This is a genomic window from Caulobacter sp. CCUG 60055, from assembly GCF_022750545.1.
GTDB lineage: Bacteria > Pseudomonadota > Alphaproteobacteria > Caulobacterales > Caulobacteraceae > PUIC01.
Window position 1 is genome coordinate 87,814 of record NZ_PUIC01000009.1, and the last position, 15,870, is coordinate 103,683.

16 protein-coding genes are annotated in these 15,870 nt (G+C 70.2%); 4 read left to right on the plus strand and 12 right to left on the minus strand.

Going from position 1 to position 15,870, the window contains the following annotated elements; all coding sequences use genetic code 11:
* Positions 1–43: 43 nt before the first annotated feature.
* Positions 44–526 carry a peroxiredoxin gene (locus tag C5708_RS13840; protein ID WP_242922027.1) on the minus strand — a complete coding sequence of 161 codons (483 nt, stop codon included), beginning with the start codon at positions 524–526 and terminating at the stop codon, positions 44–46.
* 158 nt (positions 527–684) lie between these two features.
* Between C5708_RS13840 and C5708_RS13845 the strand changes: the two genes are divergently transcribed.
* Positions 685–1,281 (plus strand): YqgE/AlgH family protein, encoded by a 597-nt coding sequence (locus C5708_RS13845; protein ID WP_242922202.1) that lies wholly within the window; start codon positions 685–687, stop codon positions 1,279–1,281.
* 88 nt (positions 1,282–1,369) lie between these two features.
* On the opposite strand, the gene C5708_RS13850 is transcribed toward C5708_RS13845, so the two are convergent.
* The gene (locus C5708_RS13850) at positions 1,370–1,828 is read right to left on the minus strand and encodes a GFA family protein (protein ID WP_242922030.1); all 459 of its coding nucleotides are present in this window, start codon (positions 1,826–1,828) and stop codon (positions 1,370–1,372) included.
* Between the two features lie 106 nt (positions 1,829–1,934).
* On the opposite strand from C5708_RS13850, the gene C5708_RS13855 reads away from it, so the two are divergent.
* Positions 1,935–2,318 carry a YciI family protein gene (locus C5708_RS13855; protein ID WP_242922031.1) on the plus strand — a complete coding sequence of 128 codons (384 nt, stop codon included), beginning with the start codon at positions 1,935–1,937 and terminating at the stop codon, positions 2,316–2,318.
* Here C5708_RS13855 and C5708_RS13860 read toward each other — a convergent pair.
* The 3 genes from C5708_RS13860 to C5708_RS13870 all read right to left on the minus strand — a co-directional run bounded on the left by C5708_RS13860 (position 2,315) and on the right by C5708_RS13870 (position 8,121).
* Entirely contained in the window at positions 2,315–3,985 is a 1,671-nt protein-coding gene (locus C5708_RS13860) for a bifunctional diguanylate cyclase/phosphodiesterase (RefSeq protein ID WP_242922033.1), read from the minus strand. The genes C5708_RS13855 and C5708_RS13860 overlap by 4 nt on opposite strands.
* Positions 3,986–4,022: 37 nt before the next feature.
* Entirely contained in the window at positions 4,023–4,607 is a 585-nt protein-coding gene (locus C5708_RS13865; protein ID WP_242922035.1) for a GNAT family protein, read from the minus strand.
* 76 nt (positions 4,608–4,683) lie between these two features.
* Complete coding sequence (locus C5708_RS13870; protein WP_242922036.1) at positions 4,684–8,121, minus strand: indolepyruvate ferredoxin oxidoreductase family protein; 3,438 nt, start codon at positions 8,119–8,121, stop codon at positions 4,684–4,686.
* A gap of 141 nt (positions 8,122–8,262) precedes the next feature.
* Between C5708_RS13870 and C5708_RS13875 the strand changes: the two genes are divergently transcribed.
* Entirely contained in the window at positions 8,263–8,760 is a 498-nt protein-coding gene (locus C5708_RS13875) for an Lrp/AsnC family transcriptional regulator (protein WP_242922038.1), read from the plus strand.
* 2 nt (positions 8,761–8,762) lie between these two features.
* On the opposite strand, the gene C5708_RS13880 is transcribed toward C5708_RS13875, so the two are convergent.
* Positions 8,763–9,020, minus strand: a complete 258-nt coding sequence (locus C5708_RS13880; protein WP_242922040.1) for a YciI family protein — start codon at positions 9,018–9,020, stop codon at positions 8,763–8,765.
* A gap of 58 nt (positions 9,021–9,078) precedes the next feature.
* Between C5708_RS13880 and C5708_RS13885 the strand changes: the two genes are divergently transcribed.
* Positions 9,079–9,984, plus strand: coding sequence for a pirin family protein (locus C5708_RS13885; protein WP_242922042.1), 906 nt, complete (start codon positions 9,079–9,081; stop codon positions 9,982–9,984).
* A 27-nt stretch (positions 9,985–10,011) separates the two neighbouring features.
* On the opposite strand, the gene pgsA is transcribed toward C5708_RS13885, so the two are convergent.
* From pgsA to fabA, 6 genes are all read right to left on the minus strand, one after another.
* Positions 10,012–10,629, minus strand: coding sequence for a CDP-diacylglycerol--glycerol-3-phosphate 3-phosphatidyltransferase (gene pgsA, locus C5708_RS13890; RefSeq protein ID WP_242922204.1), 618 nt, complete (start codon positions 10,627–10,629; stop codon positions 10,012–10,014).
* A 57-nt stretch (positions 10,630–10,686) separates the two neighbouring features.
* Entirely contained in the window at positions 10,687–12,081 is a 1,395-nt protein-coding gene (locus tag C5708_RS13895; RefSeq protein WP_242922043.1) for a globin-coupled sensor protein, read from the minus strand.
* A gap of 175 nt (positions 12,082–12,256) precedes the next feature.
* Entirely contained in the window at positions 12,257–14,161 is a 1,905-nt protein-coding gene (gene uvrC, locus C5708_RS13900) for an excinuclease ABC subunit UvrC (protein WP_242922206.1), read from the minus strand.
* A gap of 56 nt (positions 14,162–14,217) precedes the next feature.
* Positions 14,218–14,517, minus strand: coding sequence for a transcriptional regulator (locus C5708_RS13905; protein ID WP_242922044.1), 300 nt, complete (start codon positions 14,515–14,517; stop codon positions 14,218–14,220).
* An 8-nt stretch (positions 14,518–14,525) separates the two neighbouring features.
* Positions 14,526–15,149, minus strand: coding sequence for a hypothetical protein (locus C5708_RS13910; RefSeq protein ID WP_242922045.1), 624 nt, complete (start codon positions 15,147–15,149; stop codon positions 14,526–14,528).
* A 161-nt stretch (positions 15,150–15,310) separates the two neighbouring features.
* Positions 15,311–15,841 carry a bifunctional 3-hydroxydecanoyl-ACP dehydratase/trans-2-decenoyl-ACP isomerase gene (gene fabA / locus C5708_RS13915; protein ID WP_242922046.1) on the minus strand — a complete coding sequence of 177 codons (531 nt, stop codon included), beginning with the start codon at positions 15,839–15,841 and terminating at the stop codon, positions 15,311–15,313.
* Positions 15,842–15,870: the final 29 nt, after the last annotated feature.

The following is a 15,870-nucleotide window of genomic DNA, read 5'->3' on the forward strand; positions in this document are numbered from 1 at the left end:
AACCGGCCGGCCGCTCGCCGCTCAGGAGGAGCGGCGAAAACGCCTAGAGGTGTTCGAGCAGGTATTCCGCCGACGACACCTTGAACTCGCCGCCCTGCTCGACATTGAGCTGCTCGACGACGCCGTCCTTGGCGATCAGCGAGTAGCGCTGCGAACGCAGGCCCATGCCGAACTTGGAGCCGTCCAGCTCCAGGCCGATGGCGCGGGTGAAGTCGCCGTTGCCGTCGGCCAGCATGATCACCTCGCCGGCGATCCCCTGGTCCTTGGCCCAGGCCTTCATCACGAACACGTCGTTGACCGACAGGCAGGCGATGGCGTCGACGCCCTTGGCCTTGAACTCGGCGGCCTTCTCCTTGAAGCCCGGCAGGTGCTTGGCCGAGCAGGTCGGGGTGAAGGCGCCCGGCACGGCGAACAGGGCGACGGTCTTGCCCTTGAACACCTCGTCGGAGGTGACGGGCGCGGGCCCTTCCTCGGTGACGGTCATGAACGTCGCGCCCGGCAGCTTGTCGCCAACCTTGATGGCCATCGGCCTCTCCCTCGCTAGGGGCCGGCCGAAGGGCCGCCCGGAACTTCCGCGCGACAGATAGCCCGCTTTCGCGACGGCTGGAACGGGCCTTGCGCCCGAACCTCGCCTCGTGCGCGCACGGTCTTGAAAGCGTCATGCACAAGACCGAACATAGGGACATGGGCCAGCCCGCCGCCAATCCGCCGACCGATCAGACGCCGGAATTCCTGACCGGGCGGCTGCTGATCGCCATGCCCGGCATCGGCGACCCCCGCTTCGAGCGGGCGGTGATCTTCCTGGTCGACCACACCCCCGACCACGCCTTCGGCCTGGCGGTGAACCGGCCGGTCGAGGGACTGAGCGTGCCGGACCTGTTCGAGCGCCTGGGCATCGACGGCGCCGACCCGGCCGGCGGCACGGTGCTGCTGGGCGGGCCCGTACAGCGCGAGCGCGGCTTCGTGCTGCACACCGACGACTACAATTCCGAGGGCTCGACCCTGCCGGTCGCCGACGGTATCGCCATGACCACCACCCGCGAGGTGCTGGAGGCCATGGCCGACGAGGCCCGCCGCCCCCGCCAGGCGGTGCTGGCCCTGGGCTACGCCGGCTGGGACGCCGGCCAGCTGGAGCGCGAGCTGCAGGACAACGTCTGGCTGACCTGCGACGCGGACGAGGCCCTGCTGTTCGGCGACGACCACGAGCACAAGTGGTCCTCGGCCCTGGCCAAGCTGGGCGTCAGCGCCGAACGCCTGTCCGCCCACGCCGGCCGCGCCTAGCGCCCTTCGTCCCCGCCGGGGCGACGCCGGCCTCGGCCAGCTTGCCCGGCCGGATCGAGCCCAGGCCGACGCTGGCCGACGCCCCGCCTCAGGCGGCCGCGACGGCGTATTCGCCGATCAGCGCCTCATAGGCCTCGAACGGCGGGAACTGGGCGAAGCTGTGGACGGCCGGCGTGCGGGCCCAGGGCAGCGCCTCGCTGGTGTAGGTCTCGATGAACGGGCTGAACCACGCCGCGTCGTCGAGCATGGTCGGGCGCAGGTTGACGAACCAGTCCAGCCCCTGCGGCCGGGTGAACATCCAGCTCCAGCAGCGGGGACAGAAGTGATGTCCCGCCGCCCCGTCCGAAGCGCCGCCGCGCACCGCCTCGCCCTGGATCACCGCGAAGCTTTCCGAGGGGATGGCGGCGCTGAGCGAATAGGCGCTGCCCGACATTCTCTGGCAGCCCGTGCAGTGGCAGGCCATGGTCAACAGCGGCGCGGCGGCGATGCGCAACCGCACGTGGCCGCACCGGCACCCGCCCTCCGCCGGCAAGCTGGATGGTTTCATGGCCTGATCGAACCTCCTGAACTGAAAACGCGGATGTCGGCTCCCGCGCCTCGCCGACGTCCTTAGGCTACGCCGCCCCCGGCGCGAGTTGGAAGGAGAAGATCGCATGCTCTACGCCATTCTGGCCTATCACGCGGAAGGATCGTTCGCAGTCTGGTCGCCGGAGGAGGACGCCGCCCTGATGGACGACCTGCACCGGGTCCACGGCCGCCTGATAGACGCGGGCCGCATGGGCCCGGCCGCGCGGCTGGACGCCGTCGAGACCGCCTGCACCCTGCGCGGTCCCGGCGCCGGCGTGGTCGTCGACGGCCCCTTCGCCGAGACCAAGGAACAGCTGCTGGGCTTCTATGTCGTCGATTGCGCCGACCGCGACGCCGCCGTCGAGGCGGCCCGCGACCTGCGCCGGGTCAACCCCACCGCCGTCTACGAGATCAGGCCGGTCATGCTCTACCTGCCGGGGACCGGCCTTCCGGCGGCGGAGGCGGCCTAGCCGCGGGCCTTCACTGGGGCGACGCCGTCGACATAGGCTTCGTTGAGATAGACCTCGGCCTCCTGGGCCGACAGGGCCGGCGCATAGCCGAAGCCCTGGCCATAGTCGCAGCCCAGGTCCAGCAGGGCCCGGGCCATGGCGGCGTTCTCGACGCCCTCGGCCACCACCTCCAGCGACAGTTCGCGGCCGAGATTGACCACCGAGCGCACGATCTTGGCCGAGCCCTCGTTGGCGCCCATGGTGCGCACGAAGTAGCGGTCGATCTTCAGCATGTCGAACGGCAGCCGCGTCAGGTAGGACAGCGACGAGAAGCCGGTGCCGAAGTCGTCGAGCGATATGGCCGCCCCGGCCGAGCGCAGGGCGTGCAGCGTCACCGCCGCCCGCTCGGGGTCGCGCATGATGTCGCTCTCGGTGATCTCCAGCTTGAGCGCCCCGCGCGGCAGGCCGGTCTCGGCCAGGATGCGGGCGACGTCGGCCACCAGGTGCGGCCGGTCGAGCTCGCCCGTCGACAGGTTGACGCTGACGCTGAGGTCGCCGGCCGCCCGATGCGAGCGCCGCCACTGGGCGAGCTGGCCGGCGGCCGTCTCCATCATCGCCGCCCCCAGGGCGCTGAGCAGGCCCATCTCGTCGCACAGCGGCAGGAATTCGTCGGGCGAGATCAGGCCCCGGCGCGGATGGCGCCAGCGGGCCAACGCCTCGAACCCGGAGATGGCGCCGGTGGACAGCCGCACGACCGGCTGGAAGTAGGGCACGATCTCGCCGCGGGCCACGGCGCCGCGCAGGTCGGCCTCCAGAGCCAGGCGCGACAGGCCATCGGTCTCCAGGGCCCGGCCATAGGCGGCGGCCCCGCCGCGGCCGGCGCTCTTGGCCGCCTCGACCGCCAGCTCGGCCCGGCGCAGGAGCTCGGCCGCCTCCGGCGCGTCGGCCCCGCCCTCGGCCTTGACCGCGCCGATGGACAGGGTCGGATGGATGTCGAAGCCGGCGACGCGCAACGGCCGCTCCAGGGCGTCGCGCACCGTTTCGGACGGATCGGGTGCCGGCCCGGCCGGCGACAGCACGGCGAACTCGTCCTCGCCGACGCGGGCGAGCACGGCCTCCGGCGGAAAGGCGGTGGCCAGGCGCGAGCCGAGCGCCGCCAGCACCAGATCGGCGCGCTCGTGGCCCAGGGCCTCGTTCAGGCGGCGCAGACGGTCGAGGTCGGCCACCACGAGGTCGTAGGAGCCCGGCGACTGCAGTCGCTCGCGGGCGCGGGCGACGAAGCTCTTGCGGTCGAGCAACCCGGTAAGGACGTCGCGCTCGGAGGCGGCGAACTTGGTCTCGGGCGCGATGATCCCGGCGGCGCGCACGCCCTCCTCCAACCAGACCCCGCGCCAGATGCAGGTGTCGCCGCCGCGCATGCGCACCCGCGCGGCGATCTCGGAGCCGGGCTCCTGGACCCGGAGGACGTCCTCGGTGGTCGCCCGGTCCTGCGGCAGGGACAGCGCCAGGATCGCCGCCGACGAGCATTCGGGGGCCAGGGGCGCAAGGCCCAGCGGCCGCACCGCGCCGGTCAGGCTGAGACGATCGCGCTCGGGCTCCCACACCCACAGGGCGACCGCGGCCGACCCCAGCGCCTCGAGCGTGGCGGTGGCGTCCCAGACGAAACGGTCTCCAGCCCTTTGCGGCATGCGCGTCCATGCGCCCGCCGGGCGCTCTTGGTCGATCCTAGCGCGCATGGTCGCGCGCCACGATGGCGAACAATAGATGATCTCGCCATTCGCCGTTAATTTTCAGATAACCAGACGCCCGCCCCTCCTGGGTGAAGCCGGCCCGCAGCAGCAGGCCGTGCGAGGCGCCGTTCTCGGGCAGACAGGCGGCCTCGACCCGGTGCAGGCCCAGCCGGTCGAAGGCGAAGGCCGTCACCGCCCGCACCGCCCCCAGGGTGTGGCCGCGCCGGGCGAAGGGCTGGCCGATCCAGTAGCCGAGCACGCCCATCTGGGCGACGCCGCGGCGGATGTTCGACAGGGTGACGCCGCCGACCAGGGCGTCGTCCGACTGGCGGAACACGAAGAACGGATAGCCCTGGCCCAGGTCGATGTCGCGAGCGTAGGCCGACAGCCGGTGACGGAACGCCGCGCGCGACAGGTCGTCGGCCGGCCAGGTGGGCTCCCACGGCTGCAGGAAGGTCTGGGAGATGCGGCGAAGCTCCGCCCATTCGGCGTAGTCGCCCCACCGGGGCGGCCTCAGGCTGACGCCGCCGCCTTCAAGCGACAGCGGCGCCTGGGTCGAAAACCAGTCGAGCAAAGCCATTCGGCGAGGTTAAGCCTGTTTCGCAACCGGTTGGAAGCGCCGACGCGATTCGCGCCGGCGTCCTCGCGCGCGAAGATCAGGCGGCGACGGCCTCGCCGGCCTTCTCCCACTCGGCCCAAAGGCCCGGTTCGGCGGCCTTGAACGCCTTGAAGGCCGCTTCCTTGACGTGGCCGAAGCCGCGCACGGCCTGGGGCGCCGCCGCGATCTTGACGGCGGCGGCCAGGTTGCCGGCCGCCAGGCCGCCGACCAGGCGGTCGAGGCTGGCCTCGAACTCGGCGATCATCCGGCGCTCCATCCGGCGCTCTTCGGTCATGCCGAAGATGTCGAACGCGCCGCCGCGCAGGCCCTTGAACCTGGCCAGCACCGGGAAGACGCCGGTGACGACCCAGCCCGGCATGGCGATCTTCTTCGGCTTGCCGTCCGCGCCCTTGGGCGCCAGCAGCGGCGGCGACAGCCACACCTTGGCCTTGCCGCCCTTGAAGGCCTGCGCCAGCTCCCCGGCGAAGCGGCCGTCCGAATAGAGACGCGCCACCTCGTACTCGTCCTTGTAGGCCATCAGCTTGAACAGGCTGACCGCCGCCTGGCGGGTCAGGGCGTCCGAGCCGCCGCCCAGGGCCTGTTCGGCGGCGGCGACCTTGCCGATCCGTTCCAGGTAGCGCTTGGCGTAGGCCTCGTCCTGATAGGCGGTCAGCTCGCGCGCGCGCTGGGCGATCAGGTCGGCGACGCTCAAGGTGTCCTGGGTCGGGCCGGGCGGGCGGGCCTTGGCGGCGAAGTCCGGATCGGCGGCGGCCTTGCGGCCGACCTCGAAGGCCTGGAGGTTGGCCTCGGCGTCGACGCCGTTCAGCTTGATGGCGCGATAGACGGCGCGGCTGGACACCGGCACCACGCCGCGCTGCCAGGCGAAGCCCAGCATGATCATGTTGGTGTAGATGGCGTCGCCGAGCTTCTCCTCGGACAGGCGCTGGGCCGGACAGGCGTCGTAGTCGTGGACCGCCGCCTTGATCTTGCGGGCCATGACGCCGGTGTCAAAGCGGATGTCGCGGTTGGTGACGAAGTCCGCCGTCGGCGAGAAGTCGCCGTTGCCGAACGCGTGGGTGCGGTCCTTGGCGTAGAGCGCCAGGGCCTCGGGGCCCGCCGCCACCAGCACGTCGCAGGCGATCAGCACATTGGCCGAGGCCGCCGGCACGCGGCCGCCGACCACGCTGTCCTCGCGCTCGCCGATCTTGACGTGGCTGAACACCGCCCCGCCCTTTTGGGCGAGGCCGGTCATGTCGACCACCGAGGCGGCGCGGCCGTCGATGTGGGCGGCCATGGCCAGGATCGAGGCCACTGTGGTCACGCCGGTGCCGCCGATGCCGGTGAAGACGATCGTGCGCACGCCCTCGAAGGTCTCGAACTCGGGCAGGGGCGTGGCGTCGGCGGTCAGGGCCGGGTTTTTCTTCTCGCCGACCTTGCCGGCCCCCTCCAGGGTGATGAACGAGGGGCAGAAGCCGTTGACGCAGGACAGGTCCTGGTTGCAGCTCGACTGGTTGATCTTGCGCTTGCGGCCGAACTCGGTCTCCAGCGGCTCGACCGAGACGCAGTTCGAGGCTTTCGAGCAGTCGCCGCAGCCTTCGCAGACCAGCGGGTTGATGAAGGCCTTGGTCTCGGCCTTGGCCATGGTGCCGCGCTTGCGGCGGCGGCGCTTCTCGGTGGCGCAGACCTGATCGTAGAGCAGGACCGTGGTGCCGGGGGTCTCGCGCAGCTCGCGCTGGACGTCCATCAGCTCGGCGCGCGGGCGCACGACGACGCCCGGGGCGAGGTCGGCGACGCCGTCGTAGCGCGACGGATCGTCGGCGACGATGACGGTCTTGGCCACGCCCTCGGCCGCCATCTGGCGGGTGATCTGGGCCGGGGTGAAGCCGCTCTCCGCCCGCTGGCCGCCGGTCATGGCCACCGCGTCGTTGAACAGCAGCTTGTAGGTGATGTGCGAATTGGCGGCCACCGAAGCGCGGATGGCCAGCGAGCCGGAGTGGTTATAGGTGCCGTCGCCCAGGTTGACGAAGATATGGCCCTCGTCGGTGAACGGCGCCGTGCCGATCCACGACAGGCCCTCGCCGCCCATCTGGCTGGTCATGTCGGTGTTGGGATCGTTGAAGCTGGCCATGTAGTGGCAGCCGATCCCGGCCAGGGCGCGCGAGCCTTCCGGCAGGCGGGTCGAGGTGTTGTGCGGGCAGCCCGAGCAGAAGAACGGCTTGCGCACCTGGTCCGCCGCCAGGGTGACGGCGGCGACGCCGGCGGCCGAGACGCGATCCAGATAGGCCTGGGCGCGCTCGCGGTGCGGGCCGTCCGGCAGGCGGTCGAACAGGGCGAGGGCGATCTCGGCCACCGACAGGGCGCCGGTTTCCGACAGCAGCGGCGCGCCGTGCTCGTCGGTCTTGCCGATGATCTTGGGGCGGGCGTGGGCCGGCAGGTCGTAGAGGGCGGCGCGGGCCTGGGGCTCGATCAGGCCGCGCTTGTGCTCGATGACCATCAGGGTGTCGAGGCCGGCGGCGAAGGCGCGCAGGCCGATCGGCTCCAGCGGCCAGGGCATGCCGACCTTGTAGATCGACACGCCGAGGGCGGCGGCCTCCTCGAAGCTGATCTGCATGGCCGCGAAGGCCTCGATCACGTCCTTGTAGGCCTGGCCCTGGCAGACGATGCCGAGCTGCGGCCGCGACGAGGACAGCGCCACCCGGTCGATCCCGTTGGCGCGGGCGAAGGCCAGGGCCGCCGGGATCTTGTAGAGCCGCATGCGTCGCTCTTTCTCGAGCGGCTGGTCCTTGACGCGGATGCCGAGCCCGCCGGCCGGCAGGGCGAAATCGGGCGTCGTGAAGCTGTGCCGGTTCAGCGACACGTCGATGGTGACGCCGGAATCCATGGTGTCGGCCAGGGCGATCAGGCCGGTCCACAGCCCCGAAAAGCGCGACATGGCCAGGCCCATCAGGCCGTAGTCGAGCACTTCCTGGACATCGGCGGGCGACAGCACCGGAATCTCGAAGTCCTGGAAGGCGAACTCCGACTGCGAGGGCAGGGTCGAGGATTTGCAGGCGTGGTCGTCGCCGGCCACGGCCAGCACGCCGCCCTTGCCCCAGGTCCCGGCGAAGTTGGCGTGCTTGAACACGTCGCCGGTGCGGTCGACGCCCGGCGCCTTGCCGTACCACATGCCATAGACGCCGTCGAAGCGGGCGCCGGGGAACAGGTTGGTCTGCTGGCTGCCCCAGACGGCGGTGGCGGCGAGGTCCTCGTTGAGCCCCTCCTTGAACACCACCTCGGCCGCCGCGAGCAGTTTCTTGGCGCGGCCGGCCTGCTGGTCGAGGCCGCCGAGCGGCGATCCGCGATAGCCCGAAACGAAGCCGGCGGTGTTCAGCCCGGCGGCCTTGTCCAGGCGGCGCTGGTCCAGCATCACCCGGATCAGAGCCTGCACGCCGGTTATGAACGCGCGACCCTCTTCGAGGACATATTTGTCGTCCAAGGTCACTTCGGAGTGTCGCATTGCAAGATTTTTCCTACGGGCCTCTCCCTGAGCCTTGCAAGATCATATAAGCAGCGCGAAATTGCTTGCCAAAGCCGTGCCCCATGAGTCGGTCCGCACGGCAAGAACCGCGCGCCAAAGGGCGTTCTGGGGGAGAAAAACGTGTCCGAGACGCTCGACGCCGTTGACGCCAAGATTCTGGACCTCATCCAACACGACGCCGGGCTGTCCGTCGCCGAGATCGCCGAGCGCGTCGGCCTGTCGTCGAGCCCCTGCTGGCGGCGGATCAAGCGGCTGGAGGACGCCGGCGTCATCCAGCGTCGCGTGACCATTCTCGACCGCGAAAGCCTCGGCCTCGGCTTCGAGGTCTACTGCACCGTCAAGCTGTCGCTGCCGACCAAGGAGAACCTCGAGGCCTTCGAGATCGCCATCCTGAAATGGCCGGAAGTGGTGCAGTGCGCCACCGTCACCGGCGCGGCCGACTACGAGCTGCGGGTCATCACCCGCGACATGCACGCCTTCGACGATTTCCTGCGCGACAAGATCCTGTCGCTGGGCCTGGTGTCCAACATCGAGAGCCGCATCGTCATCCGCGCGGTCAAGAACACCACGGCCGTGCCGCTGGGGCTGGTCAGCCCCTATGTCAGCGCGGTGATCTGAGATCAGGGGCGCTTGGCGTCCCATTCGGTGACGGTGACGGTCGACGCGCCCGAGACGTGGACGGGGTCGGTGAAGGCCATCGATGCGGCCTCGTCGAGTGAACCGGCCTGCAGGACGTAGGCCCCGCCGGTCCGGTCGGTGAACGGCCCCCACATGATCAGTTCGCCGCTGGCCTTCAGCTGCTCCAGGAACGCCTGGTGCTCTGGAATCACGGCTGGATCGAAGGCTGGATTTCGCATCATCGTGACCAGGTATAGCATCCGGCCGCGCCTCCATTTTCGGTTGGCGCGGATATCGTGACGCCGGAGCCCGAACGCAATGATCGACCTTGTCATAGACGCACGGAAAAAGGACCTCGGCGGCTTCGAGGTCGGGCGGGTGCTGCCCTTCCACAAGCGCCGCACGGTCGGCCCCTTCATCTTCCTCGACCACATGGGCCCGGCCGACTTCGCCCCCGACGAAGAGGGGCTGAACGTGCGGCCGCACCCGCACATCGGCCTGTCGACGGTCACCTATCTGTTCGAGGGCGAGGCCCACCACCACGACAGCCTCGGCAACAGCCAGGTGATCCGCCCCGGCGAGGTCAACTGGATGACCGCCGGCAAGGGCATCGCCCACTCCGAGCGCACCGACCCGGACGTGCGGGCCAGGGGCGTGCGCATGCACGGCATGCAGGCCTGGGTCGCCCTGCCGACCGAAAACGAGGACGACGCCCCCTCCTTCGCCAACCACGGACCGGACGACCTGCCGTCCTACGAGCACGGCGGCCTGTTCGCCCGCCTGATCGCCGGCGAGGCGTTCGGGGCCAAGGCCAAGGTGCGGACCCATTCGCCGCTGTTCTATGTCCACTGGGAGATGCAGGCCGGGACCGAGGCGGCGTTGCCGGCCGAATATCCCGAGCGGGCCGCCTATGTCGCCAAGGGCGCGGTCGAGGTCGAGGGCCGGACCTTCCACGCCGGCCAGATGATGGTGTTCGCGCCGGGCCAGACCGTGGTCTTCAAGGCGTCGCAGCCGTCGACGGTGATGCTGCTGGGCGGCGAGCCGATCGGCCCGCGGCTGATCTGGTGGAACTTCGTCGCCTCGACCCAGGACCGGCTGGACGCGGCCAAGGCCGACTGGAAGGCCGGCCGTTTCGTGCTGCCGCCCGACGACAAGGGCGAATTCATCCCGCTGCCGGAAGAGACCTACACCGGACCGATGCACAAGCCCGAGGCTTCGGCCTGAGGCTTGCGGCGGGGCCGCGGGGCTGGCTCAGCCCCGCGCCAACGCCTTCCTGGCCGACAGGGCGTACTCGATCCCCGTCCACACCGTGACCAGCGCCGCCAGCCACAGCACCATGTGCGCGGCCAGTTCGGCCTGGCGGAAGACGCGGAAGTCCAGGGGCAGGCCCCAGGCCGGCCAGAAGCGGACGAACATCACCGCCGCCAGGGCGAACAGCTGCAACGCGGTCTTGGTCTTGGCCAGGAAGGTGACCGGCAGCTTGACGCCGCGCGGGGCCAGCACCTCGCGCAGGGCCGAGACGGCGAACTCGCGGAACAGGATGATCCCGCCGGGCAGCATCACCGACGGCTCGGCCTCGACGGCCATCAGGCCGAGGATCGCGCCGCAGACCAGGATCTTGTCGGCGATGGGGTCGAGGATGGCGCCCAGCAGGCTGGTGGCGTCGTAGCGGCGCGCCAGCCAGCCGTCGAGGAAATCGGTGACCGCGGCCACCACGAAGGCGGCGAAGGCGAACCGGCACAGGGCGAAGCCCGCGGCCAGCGACATGCCCTCGTGGCGCAGCCCCCAGCCCGCCGCCGCCAGCGCGGCGAACAGGGCCAGGCACAGCAGCAGGCGCAGCCCGGTCATGATGTTCGGCAGCGCCTTCAGCATGGTCGCGGTCTCCAGCGGTTCACGCGCCACTCATGCCGCGCGCCGCGCGCCCTGTCACGCGGCGCGGACGCTCTTGAGGAATTCGTCGACCACCAGACGCAGGTCGCCGGCCTGGCGCTCCAGGTTCTGGGAGGCGGCGACCACCTCGCTCGAGCTGCGGCCGGTGCGGTCGGCGCCGTCCTGGACGTCGACGATGTTGCGCGACACCACCTCGGCGCCGGCCGCAGCCTCGTGGGTGTTGCGGGCGATGGCCCGGGTGGTCGAGGCCTGCTCGTCTATGGCGTTCTGGATCTCGGTCGACACCTGGCCCAGCTCCAGCACGATGGCGCGGATGGCGGCGATCTCGTCAGCCGAGGCGCGGGCGACGTCCTGCATCTCGCCGACCTGCTCGCGGATCGACGCGGCCGACTTCGAGGTCTGGGCGGCCAGGCGCTTGACCTCGTCGGCGACGACGGCGAAGCCCTTGCCCGCCTCGCCGGCGCGGGCGCTTTCGATGGTGGCGTTGATGGCCAGCATGTTGGTCTGGGCGGCGACCTCGGCGATCAGGTTGACCACCTCGCCGACCATTTCGGCGGCGGCGGCGAGCTTGCCGATGGTCTCGTCGGCGGCCTGGGCCTTGACCACCGCTTGGCTGGTCATCGCGCCGGAGCGGCCGATGCGCTGGGCGATCTCGGCGACCGACTGGCCCATCTGCTCGGCCGAGGCGGCGACGGCCGAGACGTTGGTGGTCGCCTGCTGCGCGGCGGTGGACACCGCCGCCGACCGCTCGCTGGTGCGCTGGGCGGTGTCGGACATCGCCCGGGCCGTGGCCTCGAGCTGGCCGGCCGCCTCGGCGACGGATTCGGCGACGCCGGCGACGCTGGCCTCGAACCGCCGCGCCAGACCGGCCAGGGTCGCCCGCTTGGCGGCCTCGGCCTCCTCCAGGCTGGCCCGCCGCGCGGCCTCGCCGGCGTCGAGATAGACCGAGATGGCCAGGTCCATGTCGAGCATGGCCGCGCGGATCAGGGCGGCGACGGCGTCGGCGGTCTTGCCCGGCCCGTCGTTGCGGCCGCCGAACCGGCGGCTTTCGGGCCAGTCGCGCTCCAGAATGGCCCGGACCAGACTTTCCAGCACCATGGCGTAGCCGCCGATGTACCATTGCGGCTCCAGCCCGATGCGGGCGTGGACCTCGCCGATGGCCCGCACGCTGTCGACATAGGACTGGTCGAAGCGGGCCTCGGTGATGCGGCCCCAATGGGCCCTCTGGCGCGAATGGGCGGCGGCGACGTGATCTTCGTCGCGGAAGAACCGGCGCGTCTGCGGCGTCTCGCGGACGCGGGCGTAGAAGGTGTCGAGCGCGTCGGGCAGCGCCTTGTCGATGAAGGCGCGGTTGGCGGAAAGATTGGCCCGCTCGGCCTCGTCCAGGCCGATGAACCGCAGCCGCTCCTTCAAGGTTTCGCCGCCCGACATGCACTCACCTCCCGCAAACGAGACACCAGGGAAGCCAGACAAGCTTTAGGGTTACTTCAACCTTAATTTTGCGGCGGATCGGCCTGCGCGCGGCAAATATTTCACGGGTCGGCCAAGGCCTCGCCCAGGTCGGTCCCCTAGGCTTGGATCGACATGACTGAAACTGACCGCGCGCTCACGACCTGCGGAAATGGTCGTGGATGCGCTGGGCCAGCTGGTCGCTCACCCCCTCGACCTTGGCCAGGTCGGCCACGGCGGCGCGCGAGACGCCGCGCGCCGAGCCGAAGGCGTGCAGCAGGGCCCGCTTTCGCCCCGGCCCGACCCCGTCGATCTCGTCCAGCGGGTTCTTCTTCAGTTCGGCCGAACGGCGGGCGCGATGGCTGCCGATGGCGAAGCGGTGCGCCTCGTCCCGCAGGCGCTGCAGGTAGTAGAGCACCGGCGACTTGGGCTCGAGCATGAACGGCTCCTTGCCCGGGATGAAGAACCGCTCCAGGCCGGCGTCGCGATCCGGCCCCTTGGCCACCCCGACCACGGCGATGTCGTCGACGCCGAGGTCGGCCATGATCTCCAGCGCCGCGTCGAGCTGGCCCTTGCCGCCGTCGACCAGCACCAGATCGGGCCGCACGGCCGGCTCGCCGGCTTCCTCCTCCTTGACCAGGCGGCCGAAACGGCGGCGCAGCACCTCGCGCATCATGCCGTAGTCGTCGCCGGGCGTGAGCTCGGCGCTCTTGATGTTGAACTTGCGGTACTGGTTCTTCTGGAAGCCTTCCGGGCCGGCGACGATCATGCCGCCGACGGCGTTGGTCCCCATGATGTGGCTGTTGTCATAGACCTCGATGCGCTCGGGCGAGGCCTCCAGGCCGAACGCCTCGCACACCCCGGCCAGCAGTTTCGACTGGGCCGAGCCTTCCGCCATCTTGCGGCCCAGCGCCTCGCGGGCGTTGGTCAGGGCGTGGGCGACCAGCTCGCGCTTCTCGCCCCGCTGCGGCGTGGCGATCTCGACCTTGCGGCCGGTCTTCATGCTGAACGCCTCGGCCAGCAGTTCGCGGTTGGGCGCCTCGTGCGATAGGAGGATCAGGCGCGGGATGGCCTGGCTCTCGTAGAACTGCCCGAGGAAGGCGTCGAGGATGGCGGCGTCGCCCGGGTCCTCGCTTCCGCCCTCGCCTTCCCCGCCGTCGGCGATGGCGCTGGCCACGCGCGGGAAATAGGCGCGGTTGCCCCAGTTCTGGCCGGCGCGGAAGAAGAACACCTGCACGCAGGCCTGGCCGCCCTCGGCGTGCAGGGCGAAGACGTCGGCCTCGTCGACCGTCTCGGGATTGATGGTCTGTTCCTGGCTGACCGAGGCCAGGGCGCGGATGCGGTCGCGCAGGCGGGCGGCGCGCTCGAACTCCATCTCCTCGGCGGCGGCGGTCATCTCGTCCGACAGCCGCTTCATCACCGCCCGGCTCTTGCCGCGCAGGAAGTCGTGCGCCTCCTCGACCAGGTCGTCGTACTCGGCCGGGGTGACCAGGTCGACGCATGGGGCGCTGCAGCGCTTGATCTGGTGCAGCATGCACGGCCGGGTGCGGGTCTCGAACACGCTGTCCGAGCACGAGCGCAGCAGGAAGGCCTTCTGCAGGCTGTTGACCGTGCGGTTGACCGCCCAGGCGCTGGCGAACGGGCCGAAATAGTCGCCCTTGATGGCGTGGGCGCCGCGATGCTTGCGGATCTGCGGGCTGGGGTGGTCGCGGCGGATCAGGATCTCGGGAAAGCTCTTGTCGTCGCGCAGCAGCACGTTGAACCGGGGCTTGAGCTGCTTGATCAGGTTGATCTCGAGCAGCAGCGCCTCGGTCTCGGTCTTGGTGGTGACGAACTCCATCGACCGGGTCAGGTGGACCATATGGGCGATGCGCTGGGTGTGGAACCGCCCTTGCGCGTACTGGATCACCCGTTTCTTCAGGCTCTTGGCCTTGCCGACATAGAGCACCTCGCCGTCCTCGCCCATCATGCGATAGACGCCGGGCGCGTCGGGCAGGCGTTTCACCTCGTCGGCGATCAGGGCGGCGCCCTGCAGGGGGGCGGCCGGGGTCTCCTCGGTCATGGTCCCGATATAGGCGAGTCTGGCGGCGCGCGCATGGCCCGTCGCCAAGGCTGCTGTCATCCCGCGCCGACCAGCTTGCCGATGGCGTCGAGATAGCCGACGAACGCGGCCCGGCCGGCGTCGGTCAGGCTGACCCGCGTCAGGGGGCGGCGGCCGACGAAGCTCTTGTCGATCCTGACATAGCCGGCCTCCTCCAGCTTGCGCAGATGCGTCGAGAGGTTGCCGTCGGTGGCCTGGAGCTTGGCCTTGAGCGCGTTGAAATCGGCCGTTTCGGCGCTGGAGAGGAAGGCCATCACGCCCAGCCGCAGCCGGCCATGGATCACCTCGTCGATCCTGTCGATGTCGAACCCGTCCATGGCGGGCCTCAGATCACGTCCGAGGGTTCTTGCCGCATCAGGACGACGCCGGGGACGGCCGTCAGCAGCAGCAGCGCCGCCGCATAGGCCAGCCAAACCTTGACGTCGCCGATCAGCAACGCCATCAGCACCGCCGCAGCGAAGGCGCCCCAGGCCACGAAACGCACCCAGCTGGCCGGAATCATCAGCCCGCCGACCGTCCAGGCGACGCCGTAGAGCGCCAGCACGATGCTGGGCGAAAAGTTTATCAGGTTGTAGTCCTGGGTCTTCCAGACGGCGATGAACATCGCCGCGCCGATGGCGAATATGGCCTGGCCGACGCCCTTCCAGGCGAAGCGCGCGGCGCGGTTGGCCGGCGAGGCCGACCCGGGCGCGCCGGCGAGGCGGCGCTTGAACACCGCCAGGAGGGTCATCGAGATCAGCATGGCCGCCAGCCACATGTAGGGCAGCACCTTGTAGGACACCGCCACGGTCTGCGTCAGCACCGCCCACTGCGCGAGGCTGGCCAGGGCGTAGACCACCCCCGCGCTGGTCAGGACGGCCCCGCCCAGCAGCGGCGCCGAGCGACCCTCCTCGGCCATGGCCCGCATGAAGGCGATGTCGTCTTTCAGGGTCTGGATCTGATCGTTCATGTCGGCCTCCCGCCGCTGGCATGAACGTTTCTATCGCCAATTACTTTGTAATGTAAAGTTCTTTTCAGAAGCCCCATACCAACGACCGGCCTCGGCCGGGGGCGAACCCGGACGCCATGCGCGGCAGGCGAAAGCGCAAGCTGGAGGTCGATCGCAACCCGCTAGGACGCGGGCCTGATCATTCCAACCCTCAGCCCCGAGGCGACATAGACGCAGGCGTCGTCCGCGAACAGCTGGCCGTTCGCCACCCCCAGCGCCAGCTGGCCGCGCCTGGCCTGCCGCACGCTCACCTCGTAGCGCACCATCCGCGTCGCCGGCGTGACGTCGCCTCGAAACCGGACTTCGCCGACGCCGAGGGCGCGCCCCTTGCCCGGCGAGCCGGACCAGCCCAGCCAGTAGCCGAGGATCTGCCACATGGCGTCCAGCCCGAGGCAGCCCGGCATGACCGGATCGCCGGGAAAGTGGCAGTCGAAGAACCAAAGGTCCGGAACGATGTCCAGTTCGGCGACGACGTGGCCCTTGCCGAACTCGCCCCCGTCAAGGCTGAGCTCGGTGATCCGGTCCATCATCAGCATCGGCGGGGCCGGCAGCTGCGCGTTGCCGGGACCGAAGTAACCGCCCTGGCCGGAAAGGATCAGGTCGTCCTTGGCGTAGCTGGACCTGGGCGTATGAAACGCGTGCGGATCGGCCATGGTTGAAGGTCCCTCCAGCGCGCCCCGAT

What these genes read in the sequence shown, in the direction of transcription:
- C5708_RS13840 (WP_242922027.1), bottom strand. Translation starts at nt 526, where the DNA reads ATGGCCATCAAGGTTGGCGACAAGCTGCCGGGCGCGACGTTCATGACC.
- C5708_RS13845 (WP_242922202.1), top strand. Translation starts at nt 685, where the DNA reads ATGGGCCAGCCCGCCGCCAATCCGCCGACCGATCAGACGCCGGAATTC.
- C5708_RS13850 (WP_242922030.1), bottom strand. Translation starts at nt 1,828, where the DNA reads ATGAAACCATCCAGCTTGCCGGCGGAGGGCGGGTGCCGGTGCGGCCAC.
- C5708_RS13855 (WP_242922031.1), top strand. Translation starts at nt 1,935, where the DNA reads ATGCTCTACGCCATTCTGGCCTATCACGCGGAAGGATCGTTCGCAGTC.
- C5708_RS13860 (WP_242922033.1), bottom strand. Translation starts at nt 3,985, where the DNA reads ATGCCGCAAAGGGCTGGAGACCGTTTCGTCTGGGACGCCACCGCCACG.
- C5708_RS13865 (WP_242922035.1), bottom strand. Translation starts at nt 4,607, where the DNA reads ATGGCTTTGCTCGACTGGTTTTCGACCCAGGCGCCGCTGTCGCTTGAA.
- C5708_RS13870 (WP_242922036.1), bottom strand. Translation starts at nt 8,121, where the DNA reads ATGCGACACTCCGAAGTGACCTTGGACGACAAATATGTCCTCGAAGAG.
- C5708_RS13880 (WP_242922040.1), bottom strand. Translation starts at nt 9,020, where the DNA reads ATGCTATACCTGGTCACGATGATGCGAAATCCAGCCTTCGATCCAGCC.
- C5708_RS13885 (WP_242922042.1), top strand. Translation starts at nt 9,079, where the DNA reads ATGATCGACCTTGTCATAGACGCACGGAAAAAGGACCTCGGCGGCTTC.
- C5708_RS13895 (WP_242922043.1), bottom strand. Translation starts at nt 12,081, where the DNA reads ATGTCGGGCGGCGAAACCTTGAAGGAGCGGCTGCGGTTCATCGGCCTG.
- uvrC (WP_242922206.1), bottom strand. Translation starts at nt 14,161, where the DNA reads ATGACCGAGGAGACCCCGGCCGCCCCCCTGCAGGGCGCCGCCCTGATC.
- C5708_RS13905 (WP_242922044.1), bottom strand. Translation starts at nt 14,517, where the DNA reads ATGGACGGGTTCGACATCGACAGGATCGACGAGGTGATCCATGGCCGG.
- C5708_RS13910 (WP_242922045.1), bottom strand. Translation starts at nt 15,149, where the DNA reads ATGAACGATCAGATCCAGACCCTGAAAGACGACATCGCCTTCATGCGG.
- fabA (WP_242922046.1), bottom strand. Translation starts at nt 15,841, where the DNA reads ATGGCCGATCCGCACGCGTTTCATACGCCCAGGTCCAGCTACGCCAAG.